8 protein-coding genes are annotated in these 14,129 nt (G+C 45.0%); 3 read left to right on the top strand and 5 right to left on the bottom strand.

Translation table 11 applies throughout. The features are described from left to right. Window positions 1-161: 161 nt before the first annotated feature. Window positions 162-1,265, bottom strand: a complete 1,104-nt coding sequence (locus tag RRF56_RS00115) for a glycosyltransferase family 1 protein (RefSeq protein ID WP_317033387.1) — start codon at window positions 1,263-1,265, stop codon at window positions 162-164. Between the two features lie 63 nt (window positions 1,266-1,328). Continuing rightward, on the bottom strand, window positions 1,329-3,608 hold the full coding sequence (locus RRF56_RS00110) for a glycosyltransferase (protein ID WP_317033386.1): 2,280 nt from the start codon (window positions 3,606-3,608) through the stop codon (window positions 1,329-1,331). 321 nt (window positions 3,609-3,929) lie between these two features. Between RRF56_RS00110 and RRF56_RS00105 the strand changes: the two genes are divergently transcribed. Then, entirely contained in the window at window positions 3,930-5,261 is a 1,332-nt protein-coding gene (locus tag RRF56_RS00105; protein WP_317033385.1) for a sulfotransferase, read from the top strand. A gap of 6 nt (window positions 5,262-5,267) precedes the next feature. On the opposite strand, the gene RRF56_RS00100 is transcribed toward RRF56_RS00105, so the two are convergent. Beyond that, the gene (locus RRF56_RS00100; protein WP_317033384.1) at window positions 5,268-6,524 is read right to left on the bottom strand and encodes a sulfotransferase domain-containing protein; all 1,257 of its coding nucleotides are present in this window, start codon (window positions 6,522-6,524) and stop codon (window positions 5,268-5,270) included. A gap of 20 nt (window positions 6,525-6,544) precedes the next feature. After that, the gene (locus RRF56_RS00095; RefSeq protein ID WP_317033383.1) at window positions 6,545-8,788 is read right to left on the bottom strand and encodes a glycosyltransferase; all 2,244 of its coding nucleotides are present in this window, start codon (window positions 8,786-8,788) and stop codon (window positions 6,545-6,547) included. Window positions 8,789-8,850: 62 nt separating this feature from the next. Between RRF56_RS00095 and RRF56_RS00090 the strand changes: the two genes are divergently transcribed. Continuing rightward, a complete protein-coding gene (locus RRF56_RS00090; RefSeq protein ID WP_317033382.1) occupies window positions 8,851-9,624 on the top strand; it encodes an ABC transporter permease in 774 nt (257 codons plus the stop codon). Beyond that, entirely contained in the window at window positions 9,621-11,006 is a 1,386-nt protein-coding gene (locus RRF56_RS00085; RefSeq protein WP_317033381.1) for an ABC transporter ATP-binding protein, read from the top strand. Before RRF56_RS00090 ends, RRF56_RS00085 begins: the two co-directional genes overlap by 4 nt. On the opposite strand, the gene RRF56_RS00080 is transcribed toward RRF56_RS00085, so the two are convergent. Further along, entirely contained in the window at window positions 10,997-13,984 is a 2,988-nt protein-coding gene (locus RRF56_RS00080) for a tetratricopeptide repeat protein (protein ID WP_317033380.1), read from the bottom strand. The two genes, RRF56_RS00085 and RRF56_RS00080, sit on opposite strands and share 10 nt — an antisense overlap. Window positions 13,985-14,129: the final 145 nt, after the last annotated feature.

Here is a 14,129-nt window from a genome sequence, read left to right as displayed (position 1 = left end):
ACATAATTGTCTACCAGTCGCCCTAGTGCGGATTGGTCACCTAAGGATGCCAAACCACTACGACAATAGCCACCTTCGAGATAGGCAATTATTGCATTGTCCACACTAGGATAAATTAGGTTGGTCCACAGCAGAATACTACTGTAATAAGGTCAACCTATTTACATATATCTAGAAAGTATTTCATTTGTTGCTCTTCCCGTTTTTTCCCAGCTAAATTTTTTGACTCTCAGCAGTCCTTGCGCTCGCAACACAGATCGCGTCTGCTCCTCATTCATCACTATTTTTATGGCATCAAAAATTTCATCTATATTTAATGGATTAACTAATATTGCTGCATCTCCAACAGTTTCTGGGAATGCAGCAATATTAGATGCAATGACAGGCGTCCCACAGGCCATTGACTCTATAACAGGAAGTCCAAATCCCTCCCATAGGCTAGGAAATATCACAGCAATAGCTTCATTAATAAGAATTGGCAACTGTTTATAGGAAACGTAGTCAAGAAACTTTATGGAAGATTCTAGATCTAAATCTTGTACGTAATGTTGTAGCGCCCTTGTGTAACGGTAGTCGTAAGGTCCTGCTACCCACAACTCTACATCGCTTGATTTTGGTAGTTTAGAGAAAGCCGTAATCAAGCGATGTATATTTTTGTAGGGACTGTGACGCCCAAAATATAAAAAGTAGTTTTTTGATGGCAGATTTAAAGGAATAAAATGCTGTGTATTACAGGCAAGAGGTGTAGGAGTTATTTTGTTTGCTGAAATGCCAAATCTATGCATTACCTCGTTAGCAGTAGTGACCGAATTGCAAAGGATATGACTTGCCTGGTTGAGAACCAAGGGCACATAATAACGATAATAGTAAGTTAGGGCAGGAGATAATCGTGGAAATCGAAGGGGAATTAGATCATGAACTGTAATTATTGTTTTGTGGCGGCTATTTAGTGGCGCTTCTGGTAGCGGTGAGAAAAAGAGGTTAGCCTTAATTTTCGTACAAATTTGTTGAACCTTAAATTGCATCCAAAAAATACGATTGATATGGCCTCTTATCCCCTGCTTTGCTGTTAAATCTTTAGGAATAGGGTGACATGTGTAGCCAGCAAAGGATTGATGAGTTAATAAATTAGGCTTTAAATCTTTAAGATAAGGCAATATATTTAAGGCGTAAGTGCTAATGCCTGTGGGGTTATCTAGCAAAAAGCTGAGGTTAATGCAAAGATTCTCTGATTTAATAAGTTGAGTTTCTTCAGATCGATACATTTCTAATCTTGTAAGATCGTTTGAAGCAGTAATCCACTGATTGTTTTTTTGTAAATATAGCTGTCAGTGGTCGTGTGGAAGAATGTGGCGAAATTTATAAGAAATATTTTTTGAGAGCAAAAGCCCGCGCCTAAGAATAAATGATATACCTCCGTCGCTTTTCATTCGCTTCAATTTATTTTTTAATAAAACTAAAATCTCTATGCTGGTTAGATCAGTGACAGATAAAGCTGGATTTAGTGAAGGATTTTCCCAAAGCCAAGAAGCTCCATTTTGATTTAATAAATGATAAACCTCAGAACTATATTTTTGATATACCTGGGGGTGTAGTTTGGAGATCAACTCATAGAGGTATAGCAACTGCTCTCGATTGCTGCTACTCAAGCGAGACGTAGGGTAGATGCGGTAGAAGTAATGCGGTTCCGGAATAATAACTCCCAGCCAACCCTGCTCGCAGAGGCTAAGCCAGCATTCGTAGTCTTCTAGGTTCTCAACTAAAACTGACTTCATGCCGCCTACTGCTAGGTACGCAGATTTTCGCACAACGGTACAAACGCCCAGCATATTATGTCCGAGTAGGTAGGGGAATTCTGGGTTCCAGGCAATCCAGACCTTCTGAGAATGGCCAAATTCTTTGATCCAAGAAGAGACAAATCCAACGTTGGTGTACTGATTGAGTATTTTGACTGCTTGACTGTAAAAAGTAGGGGAAACTTTATCGTCGGAGTCGAGGAAGGCGAGGTACTCACCGCTGGCAATCGCGGCCATGTGATTACGGGCGGCAGCTACCCCTTGATTTTGAGTGTGAATTACCTGAAGACTAGGATAGCGCTGCTGAACTTTGGCTAACGTTGCTAAGCTCCCGGCGTCGTTGCTGCCGTCATTAAGCAGTATTACCTCAAGATCTTGGTAGTCGGCTCCATAGACTGATGCTAAGGTTTCTTCGATGAATTGCCCGTGGTTATAAAAGGGAATGCAGACTGTCACCTTACCGGGATGATCGGGGGAATGTTCAATGGCTGGGGGATAGGCGATCGCGCCGTCGGGAGGATAGTTGAGGGATGGGAACAGCTTTCTTTGGCCATGGCGATTGCGCTCAATGACCGATTCTAAGTGCTGCAACCGCTGGTCAAGAACTGACTCATGCCCAGAAATCTTCAACATTAAGTTCCGCGCCTGTTGCCCTGCCTTCAAAATGTCTGCGGGAGTCAAGGCTAAGATCTGCTTGAGCTTTTGCTCAAAGTCACCCGGTACGTGCCAGTCAAAAAGAATGCCTGCCTGCCCATAGTTGTTGCAGAGCATTTCACGATGGCCAACGCCAGCGCTAGCCAAGACCATCTTGCTCAACAGCATAGCCTCTAAACAAGTATTGGGAAAATTCTCCCAAATTGAGGGAAATACAACACACCAGGCCTTAACAATGCGTTCATAGAGCTGGGGTTGCTGGAGGGGCGGGCAGAGAATAAGTTGCCTAGATTTGATATATGGGCGATATTTTCGCTGCAAATAATCTTTCATGTAGCAGCCCTGGAGGTGATACCAGGTGTCGCTCCCAATCGCCGTCAGGCGAAAATCTGCCCCACCATCCCATAGACGACTACAGGCTTCAACTAATGGCAAAATCCCCTTACGGACTTCTAACCGGCCAAAATAGACAATATCGCCGGGAGTCGGTTGAGTTTGGGGCAATTGTTCTGGAGAGAGAAGGGATGGAGCAGCCGGTAAAGGAATGATTTGGATATCTAAACTTGAGCCGAGCGCTGCGATCGCTTGATCCGCAATATATTGTGTGGGCGCAACGATACCGTCTGCGGCCAGGGTACAAAATTTTTCCATCCGCCCAACCCAGTAGTCAGCCAGTCGGTAGCTGGGCATCTGGTTGGCGGGGTAGAGCATGTACTGAGAACTGTGCAACGTCAGCACAATCGGAACCCCGATGAGTTCTGGACAGCCAGTCAGCTTTTTCTGAATCAGAAAATAGGCTAGTCCGCTGAAGTCCTCGCTCTCGATCGCGTCGGGTTGGCCATGCTGGCGAATATGGTCGATGACAGCTTCTGCCAGTTGATAGCTTAGCGCCCCCCAGTAACCCATGACGTTGTAGGGAAAGGCTGGATGGAGGTCAGAAAGGGGATGGACACCTGTAGCGGTTAGGAGTTCAGTATCTTTAGGGGCTATTTTGATCCAGGTACAGTGAGCGTGCCGCTCGATGCCGGGTTTAGGACTGCGGACAAAAATGGTGATATCGTGGCCAGCGTCTGCAAATAGACTGGCCGTATTACCGACATAGGTTGCAATGCCCCCTGGTACCGGAGGACACTCACTGGCAATCAAAAACAGCTTCATACTGATGTAAACTTCACAAAAGATTACACCCTTCTATAAGTGATGGGTAATCGCTATAGTAACGGCAAACAGGCAAATATAACAGCAAAGTAAATTTGTGGATTAGATTCAGCACAAGTTTCATCGTTTTTTGTATTGCGTCCAGAGTGGATTTACAAAAAAAGCCAAGTGATAAGCACCTGAAGAAATTAATTAATCATTATCGAAAATCACTACTTATTAGTCCCCGTAGCGAAACTATCTATCATCAGCTAGCAAGACTTTATTATGAATATAGAGATTTAACCAAAGCCCTCGAAACTTGCCAAAAAGCTTATCTATTTGGCCAAAGCCCCACTTTTTTTGGAAATTCCTGCCAAAATACTGACTGAGTTAGGATTTGATTCAAATGAAGTTTTCAATATGCTAAACACATTTTCAAACTCCTCGACGTTAGAAGAAGTTTTTTCAAGCTCAGTTTACACAACAGTCCCCTTAAACGAATCGGATAAAATATTAGATTTGATAGAGAAATGTCAATCGTCAAAAGTTATTAATAGCTTTGGAAAAACATGGAAGGATATTTTTTATTCATCGGTTATATCAGCACAAGAAAATGATTCTGCTTCTGCTTTAAATCTCTGTGATGCAATTATCCGGCTTGAACCGAGCTTACCATTTCCTCATTTTATAACTCAATATGAGTTGCTACCAAAGTCAGAACGAGTTGACTCATTGCTAGGTCTATACTCAAGAGTCACAAAATTATCTAAAATTCATCCAATTTCCCATAAATTTTTCGGAGATATTTTAACAGAAAAGAAACGAATTTCTGCGGCAGTTCAAGCCTATAATAATGCTTGGAGTCAGTTGTGCGATCAACCTCTCGATCAAAATGAAGATAAGCAGAAACGAACTCATATAGACTATTTGGTTATTGGTGTTGGCAAAGGAGGAATGTCTTCGCTTTATCATTACTTGTCTCAACATCCTGATATTATTAATTTATTTACAAAAGAAATAGGATTCTTTTCTGAAAAGTTCCATTACGGATTGGATTGGTATCTAGCTCAGTTCCCTCCATTGCCATTTAGGCCTGATAGATTCGTGACGGGAGAGACGTATCCTTGGCATCTAGGACAATTTGATGCAGTAGAGCGGGTTTTTAATGCGTTACCAAATATTAAGCTGATTGCCATTCTTAGAAATCCAGTTTCTAGAGCAATTTCTCATTTTTATATGGAGTCGAAGTTGGGCACAGAACGTCGAACGTTAGATCAAGCCATTAAAGATGAGCTAACAATTTTAGAGGGTGTCGAAGATCCTACAGAGGTTGCTCAAACCTACTGGGAAACGGAGAGAGGCTATATCTGGTTTAGCCTTTACTTGCCATTCTTGAAGCAGTGGATGTCAGTTTTTCCTAAAGATAGAATTTTTACTTTAAATAGTAAGGATCTTTGTTGCTCACCAGCTAAAACCTTAAACCGAGTTTTCAAATTTTTGGATTTAGCTGAATTTGAATCAATCAGTTACCCCAAAATTAACCAGGGATCATACTCTCATTCGCAAGTTGGTGTCCAATTGCGTAAAACCCTATATAGCTTCTTTTATATTCATAATCAAAAACTAGGAGAATACTTAGATGTAAATTTGAACTGGAATGACGAAATATAGCTACAGTTACCAATTAAACTGCATATCTAAATAACTTTCCAATTGCTGATTATAAGGACGAAATAAATTTTCCATTTGATTGCGACATTTTTTAGATACGAGAGGATATGTATTAGGATTTGAATTGTGGTACTGCGATAAAGCATGGGTGGCTAGGCCTAGAAACTCATATACTTTTTCCATCACTTCCACAGGTTTTTGAAATAAATCCTCGCTCTGAAGGATTAACACTTTCTCTTTTGAAAAATATTGCAGCCATGCTTTTAAGTAGTAAATATAAAAGCTCCCTAATATATGTGGCAGAATACCATTCTGTAGTATTTTTTCATCCTGATAGAAGTTTGGCACTTGTTTTAGAGATGTCTCATCTGTCAAATATAACGAAAATCTTGACAACAGTTCGAATATGCTGCAGGGATCTTCTGAATTGAGCAAACTATCGACTGATTCTTCAAAATAAGTTGGTGAGCGAATATTTAAAATCTTTTGTGCAAAGTAGAATTCAGAGATGCTTCGATTAACAGGATTGCGAAGCAAAATGATTACTTTAGTTTTTGATAAATGTTTTGATAAATCTCTTAAAAATTTGGGGAAAAGAATAGAGCTTGGCGAAGCTTCAAATGTCAAGTAACTGCTGTCAGTTATAGTGGGAAAGTGGGATAAGTATAAATCAATTTCACGCATTTCTGAGAGGTTAATCTGACGAATTTCCTTGGTGGCAGTAGGTAAAATTTTGGGATGGGATGCTAAATAACTATACAGGGAAGTCGTACCACATTTGGGGAAGCCTACAATTAAGAAGTTAGGTTGTCTTTGAAAGCTGTTGTCCCATGACTTTTTGACGAGTTCAGGATGGGACAGCATGGTTTGATGATAGCTAGCTGATCTGTAATAGGAAGTTGCCTCCTCAATATTGCCTTGCTGAGCTAATAACTCTCCTAATACGATTTTCGAAAAGTTGAAATCAGAATTTTCCTGTACAACTTGCCGTAATGCCAATACACCATCTTCAATCAGATGGGTATCACTACAACCACCAAACCAATTCATCGCCTGTAATGTAAAGTGGAGGCTATAAAAGCATGAAGATGGAGCGGGCGATAACTTAATTGCCTCAATATAGTAATAACTGGCTTGCTCAAAGTCTTTCTGGATTTTATATAATTCGCCAAGATGTTGATAGATTTTTGTATTCTTGGAGCAAATATTTAAGGCTTTTTGAGTATGAGTAATCAGCTCTCTCAAATAAGTATTTGTAACCATAATTAAGGTTGGTAATGTTGTTATAGGTCTTCTTCATCGGTTAACCGTAGGAACCGTTTGAGCCTGAACCACTGCCGTCGCAGCTTCCAGAATTTCGAAGTTTCCATTGCTTGCTTTTCCCACCATAGCTGGTACATGAGCTTTTCTTGACGACAATATTCAAGGGCCATCAGTAGCATTTCTTCCGCGATCGCAACATTAGCATCATCGGCATCGTGAGCAGTAGGTAATGGCTGACTCCGGCGGTCTGCGATTGCAGCCTGAAAAATCTTTTCCATGCAATCTGCCATAGCGCTCAGGTCAAAGGACTCCGCCACACGCTGTCGGGCATTTTGTCCAATTCGCTGTCTTAAGGCTTGGTCTTGCACTAAGGTCACCAGCCGACCTAAATAGGCATGTACCTCGGCCTGATCTGACTCGCCTAGTGGAACCAGGTAGCCTGTCTCAGGCGTTACCAGCTCACCATGACCGCCCACATCCGCCACGACCACTGGCAGCGCCATCGCCATTGCTTCGTATAGGGCTAGAGAGAGGCCCTCATAGGCTGACGGCAGGAGCAGAATGTCTGACGCTGCATAGAAATCTGGCATATCGGTCGGTGAGGCTGGAGGCAGGATGTGGAAGTGAGAGCTTAAGCGGAGCTGACTGACCTTAGCTCGTAGATCAGGCAATAAGTCGCCATCGCCTACAACAATTACAGCAACTGATGAAATTGTTTCGACCAGTGCTTTAACCACATCCACCATAAACAGAGGGCGTTTCTGTTCAACGATGCGAGCCGGATAGAGCAGTACAACAGTTTCATCAGCAATGCCGAGTTTATCTCGAAGCTTTTGCCGCTTTTGTTGGTTCGGTTGCCAAAGGTCGGTCGCAATGTTGGTATAACAAACACACAGTTTTTCTGGCGCGATCGCACCCATCCCACGGTAAACGTTTGCTAAAAACTGAGACGATACAATCTGGCGATCGAGAAACGAGCTGAACTGGCAAGACAGACGAGGATAGCCGTTACCACGCCAGCCCGGATCGGTGGTGTGGGTAAAGTCTACAAACGCCACCTGAGGGAACGTGCGCCGCAGCAGCGGAAGAAAATAATAGGCAATGTAGCAGTTAGAAATTAGTATCAGATCTACCTGCCGCGACTCGATTAGATATTGTATACAGGCCAGCCAGTGTAGTTCATCTAGCACGTTCGGCAGATGAAAGATATCTGGAGTGACGGCATAAAAGTGCTTGTACCAAACGTGATCGGCAGGCAGGGTGGTGACAATGGTAAAGGCGTAGCCACGAGCCGCCAAGCTTGTCACCAAATCGACATTAAAGCGATCAGCGCCCCCCATTTCTAAATGTGGAAAACAGCAGAGAACCTGCAAAGCTGTGGCATTGCGCTGAAGTGGATTGGTCAGGTTTAGCTGGGAGCGTAGGGAAGGGAGGTCAAATCTAGGATTATTGAGATGCACAGGAGGAATCTGATGGGTGCTGAAAAACGCCTGATACCGATCGCGAATCTGGTTGAGTGTGCTTTGGTTATTTGCCGGTTGCCGTAGTGTAGCTGCCATTAGCCCTGAACCATGACGGCGGTAGCAGTCTAAATACTCAGGTATGGTCCACCCCTGCTGGTTGTGGGTAATGGCTCGTAACCAGCGCTCCCAGTCTTCGTAAACCCTCAACGTCTCGTCAAAGCCACCTAGAGCCTCAAAATCGGTTTTACGATACAGTAGTCGTCCTGTTACCCAGTTTTGCTGAATAAACTGAGCGGGCTGATGGAATCCAAATGACCACCAATATTCCTGATCTTGAAACCCAACCGAGTAAGCATTGACTAAAGAAAAGTCTGGATGGGTTGCCAGAAACAAAACACACTTTTCGATATAGGTCGGATCTATTAGATCGTCTAGATCCATGAAAAAAAGGTATTCGCCTCGGGCCTGAGCGATCGCAGTATTTCTGGCTGCCGATGGGCCTCGGTTCACAGAATGCCGCAGGGTTTTGATCTTTGGCGACCGCTGGGGTAGCTCTTCAAATAGGGCAATGGCTGCCGGGTCGGTGGAGCCATCATCGACAATTAGCCATTCAAAATTCTGCCAGGTTTGATTGAGAACAGAGTGACAGGCTGCCTCAAAGTAATGATGGGCATTGAAGAATGAGGAAATTACCGTTACGCCGGGATCGGAAGTGTCTGCCAGCGGCCAAAAAATTCGGGGTCTCGATTGCAGCAGGTCGGTGTATTCTGTGACCTTAGAGAAGGGTGGTCGGGTTGCCATGCCTCGGTTGCTAAGTCTTGTCAGTGCTCATCTTGCCAGTCCTGTAGCGTTATCCTACCTTGTTGTTTCAAAATCTTTATCGGTACCGTCGCTATATTGCCTACAACGCCTGGAACGATCTGCGCTTCCGCTATGCAGGCACCGGCATGGGCATATTATGGAACCTTGTGCATCCCCTATGCGAAATAATTGTTTACACCATTGTTTTTTCGCTGCTGATTACCCGAGGCACGGGCGAAGGCTCTTACGCTCTATATTTGACCAGTGGGTTACTGCCCTGGCGGACGTTCATAGATGCAATCACCCAGGGCGGCAATGCCTTTACTCAAAATGCTCACTTCCTCAAGCGCTTAGCGCTGCCGCCAGAAATTTTTGTCGCCAAAGCTGCCGTTACGTCTCTGTTTCTGTTGGTGATATACCTGGTATTTCTGCTGCCGCTGAGCGCTCTATTTGGCGGAACGCTGGGCCTGGGGATTTTCTTGCTGCCGCTCTTGGCCGTCATGCTGCAAGGTCTCGGCTTTGGCATGGAGCTAACCCTGGCTAATTTACAGACGCTTTTCCCCGACATTCGGCAAATGCTTCAGTTTCTGATTCCCCTCTGGAGCTGGACGATGCCGATTTTTTATCCCGATGAGGTGATTCCCCCCAATATTCGACCGTTTCTTTACCTGAATCCGCCCTATAGCTTTATTGAATCCATCCGCTATGTAATTCTAGAAAATCGGTTGCCTCGCCTTCCAGTTTGGGGCATTATGATTGCCTGGATTCTAGTCTTCCTTTGGCTAGGGGTTGTTGTGAATAGGAACCTCCAAGATGAGGTGCGGGATACCCTATGAGCGAAACCGTCCTACGAGTTGAAAATCTGGGAAAGTGCTTCAAAATCTACCGCAATCCCTGGGATCGGGCGCGGGAGTGGGTGAGCTGGCGCGATCGCACTTATCACACCCCCTTTTGGGCATTCAGAAATATATCCTTCGAGGTAAAACGGGGCGAATTTCTCGGTATTATTGGCGAGAATGGGGCTGGTAAAAGCACCTTGCTGAAAATTATCACAGGAATATTGAAGCCAACAGAGGGTACATACCAGCTCAATGGTCGGGTGCTCTCGCTACTTGAGCTGGGGCGCGATTTTAACTTTGAGCTGAGCGGTCGCGCTAATGCCCTCTACAGTGCAGAACTTCTGGGGTTTCCGCCGGGTTATGTGCAGAGTCGCCTGGCCGAAATTGAGGCATTTTCGGAACTGGGGGAGTTTTTTGATCGCCCGATGAAGCTGTACTCCTCCGGTATGAAGTCTCGGCTGGCCTTTTCCCTGTTTGCATTTTTAGACTGTGATGTGCTGATTTTGGATGAGGTGCTGGCGGTGGGGGATATTTTCTTTCAGCAAAAGTGCTACGCCCGAATGGAAACGCTGATTGAGAAGCAAACGACCATTATTCTAGTCACGCACCAACTAGCAGCTGTACAGCAGTATTGCAATGAGGTGGTGCTCCTCCATGGGGGAGAAAAGGTTTTTCAGGGAGAGCCGCGCCAGGGAATTTTGCAGTTTTACCAGCTGCGGCAGCAACAGTCAGCCGTTCCACAACCGAAATCAGAACCCAAGCCTGCACCGTCTCCACCCCCTGAGGTTCAAGACTTTTTTTGGCCAACTGACGAAAATTGCGTCGTGTTTGAAGATGCTAAGGCCGATGATGCTGATGAGGCCGAGGCGGCGGAGAGTTATGCGGCTTGTCTGACTCGTTATGCCATGTGTAACCAGGACGGAAAGTTTACAGCGGTCTTTCAGGCAGGGGAACAGGCTTATTTGTGCTGCGAGTTTAAGCTGACAGAACCTATGGAAGAGGTACCAATCGTAGCGGTGATGATTACCAATCAATTCAACGTGCTGGTACATAGTAAAAGCACCCACCAGCAGAATGCGATCGCACCGGATTCTGTTGCTCAGGGAGATACGATTCGGTTTTATCACCACATTGATCTCAACATTGCGCCAGGTCAGTATGTGCTGGGCTTTGCATTATGCAGCTTATCCCCAGCTTTGTACGCCTGCTTGGGTAAGTTGCCCTGGGCTGAAATTAACAACCAAATCAAGATTTGCCGGATCTATGACCAGGTTGGTGCTTTTCACGTCAAGCCTCAGAATACGGGGCCTACTCACTACGGTCTCTGTGATTTACCAGGAGAGGGCAAACTGCAAGTTGTAAAAGCAGCTTACGATTGAAACTGCAAGGAGCGGCGATAGGCGACGCTGGCTTCATTAAGTTGACCGTGGGCAGCGAGAGCATTACCCAGGAGTTGATGGACATAAGCATCGTGAGGATTGAGTTCAATCGCGCAACGATAGGTGGCGATCGCTTCCTCCCACCGTTTCGCAGTTTCCAGGGTCTTAGCCAGTTCCAAGTGGAGGTCGAAGTGGTTAGGGCAGTGCTGAATTGCAGTTTGGCAGCAGCTGATGGCTTCGTCGAGCTTACCCTGCTGGACCAGGTAGGCGGCTAACTGAAGATGCAGTTGTGCGTCATGGGGATACAGGGCGAGGGCCTGGTCATAGAGTTGGAGATTGTCGGGATCGGTGGCGATCGCATGGCGGTAATAGTCTATGACCACCGATGATCCCGGGGTGTGAAGGAAGGCCGTGAGCTGGGTTGTTTCGGTCTGGGCAGCTTGCCGTACCGCTTCGGCTTGAGCTAGCTCTGCCCTCAGGTTTGCCAGTTCGGACTGGATCTGGGTTAGCGCGGACTGGAGATTTGCCAGTTCGGTCTGAGTATGGTGGCGATCGCGCGCGCTGTTGCTTTGTAATTGTCGGAGTTGATCGTGAGACTGTTGCAGATAGTCCTGGAATTGCTCTAATTGCGATGGAATTAGTTGGGTCTTGGATGGGATCTGTTCTGACTGACTTTGGACAGGTATGGACGAAGTTTCGGAGTTGGTACACAGACTGCTATCGGATGCAGGCACAGAAACGTTCTCTGTCAAAGCCTGGACATGTGTTATGGATCTATTCTGAGTTGACTGGGGAGAGTCGTTAATCGGTGCCGAACCAGGCCGAGGCAGATTCAACGGTGATTGTGCAGGTGGCTTACGAATGAACTGGATCAGGTTGGTGATACGCCTTTCAAAGCCGGGATAAAACAGGAAGGTATGCAGGAGTAAAAGAATAGTAAAGTAGGGATTTTTGAGACCAAGAATAGTCGCCAGAGTGAGGGGTAGGCTAACTTCATAGAAGTCATGGGGAATGACGTAGGCTTTTTGAACGGGGGCGGGATCAAGGGTGGCTGTGGGATCGAGTTTGGTCAAGATGAGCTTGAGCAGAAAGTAAAAAACGGTAAATACGAGGATAAGGGGTGCGGCTGGAGCTATTACCAGAATCAGTGCACCCATAAGCAACATCTCAACAGGAAAGAGAAGGCGGCTCATCCAAAATCGGACGGTTTCAACCCGGGATTTTGTGACGAAGGTTATGACACTGGATTTTAGATCATCACTACGATCCCAAAGCTGATGTAAGAGAATACCGCGCAGTCCGGCGAAGAATGCCCAGGTGGTGGCAGAGATCGTAAGTGCGGTTGCTTGCAGAGAGGGTGCCGTGACGAGGTGGGTAAAGGTAGTGGCTATGAAGAGGGTTGGAATAGCGTGTGCGCCAGCGGCATCGCTGATGATACCTAAGATACCTTTTTCTTTAAAGCGGAAAGGTGGGGTCGAGTAGAGGGTGGGCAGCAGATAGTTGATGCCTAGCAGGATGATCGGCAGAATGCCAAAGTGGAGCAGGACGGGTAGGCTGAATCCGAGTCCGGTGAAGGCAAGGCAGAATAGGGCGCGTTGCCAGGGTGAGAATCGAGCCATTGAGTTATGTTTGCCAACCTGCTGATCGGCTCCAATGTCAAAGCTGTCATTGATAATGTGCCCGTAGGCTGCGACACAGGCGATCGTAAATAACAACGCAGCTACAGTCAGAATTGATTGGAGAACAGGAAAATCTAGCAACAGAATTTCGGCATAGGCGATCGCCAGTAGTGGTGGAATTTTGTAGAGCCACCAATCGTGCGATCGAATTGCTTTGAAAAATGATGCCAGGAATCTACCTGCTGTTGAGATTTCAGTTTTTACAGTTGTCTTAAGACCCTCTCTCTGTTTTTTTGAACGGGCAATGATCGCTATTGTTTTGCCTGCCTGAAAAAGAGGCGACTCAATAGTTTCTACTTGATCAAAGTATTTTTCAAATAAGGCTATTAAATATTCTGGCTGTGGTGCAATCATATTTCTATGAAGTTTATTAGAGCCATCGAGCCAACTCCAAATGACTGCTTCAAAGCAAATTTCCCCACCATATACAGCGACACTTTGGCTATAGGGAAGTTTGACATTGCCAGCCCCAATTTCTTCTGGAACGCATATTGGAAGAAAGCAAACTCCTTGATCAGATGTCCAGCTCACAAGGTTTTCAACGACTGTTTCTAATTGTAACAGTGACTCTACATACCCATACGCCCACCACATGCAAGTTACTAAATCCCATTTCCCCTCCCACTGAGGGCGTTCATCTCGATAGTCTCCTTGCACAAGTGAAGCATTAGGATTTTCCTGTTTTGCAACCCTGAGCATGGCAGGCGAAACATCTAGACCAGCTCGTTTTATATTAGGAAAACGACTCAGAAAATAACCTGTACCACAGGCAACATCTAACCATGTTGCGCCTTCCCCAATTTGGCCTAAGAGTTTACTAATTGTTTCTTCTTCAAAATCAGTATTCTTTTTAGACGCCTCATTCAAAAGAAACTTTTGGTTGTATTCCTGGGCATAATCCTCATCATAAATCTCAATCACTTTATTTTTTCTCATGGAATTAAATTTGTCTAACAGCGTAGGCTCGGAATTTACTTGACTATTCTTGTTAAGTAAATATTTTTTAGCTTCAGTCTCAGAATCATTTAAATCTCCCATAGCTTCAACCTGAAATATCCAACCCTTATGACTCATTTTTTTTTTGATAAATTCATTTTCTGTTAATAGTTTACTTTTATTTTTTCTAAAGCCTAGGCTTGTCAAGTTGGCAGGTTTTCTATTGCAACCCTGAAATATGGAACTTTGAGGAATGAAAAAATTAGGTTCTATTTGAAGAATTTCAAACCCTTTTTCAGGTGAATTTTGATCTAAATGGTAAAAAACAGGGTCAACCTCTTTAGGTATTGCAATTACTTTCATAACATTTAGGTGAACAAATGGGTTGTGGTCAGCGCTAATGAAGCCCTCGCATCCGCTTTGATCGCGTCCAACCTTGACAGCGTTCGCTTTAGCCGCGACAGTTGTAGCTCTGGAGCTGGAATCGCTACAATGTCCATATACAAGC

Source organism: Nodosilinea sp. E11, from assembly GCF_032813545.1.
Classification (GTDB): Bacteria; Cyanobacteriota; Cyanobacteriia; order Phormidesmidales; family Phormidesmidaceae; genus Nodosilinea.
The sequence above is the reverse complement of the archived record's forward strand: the minus strand, read 5'-3'. Positions and strand labels throughout refer to the sequence as shown.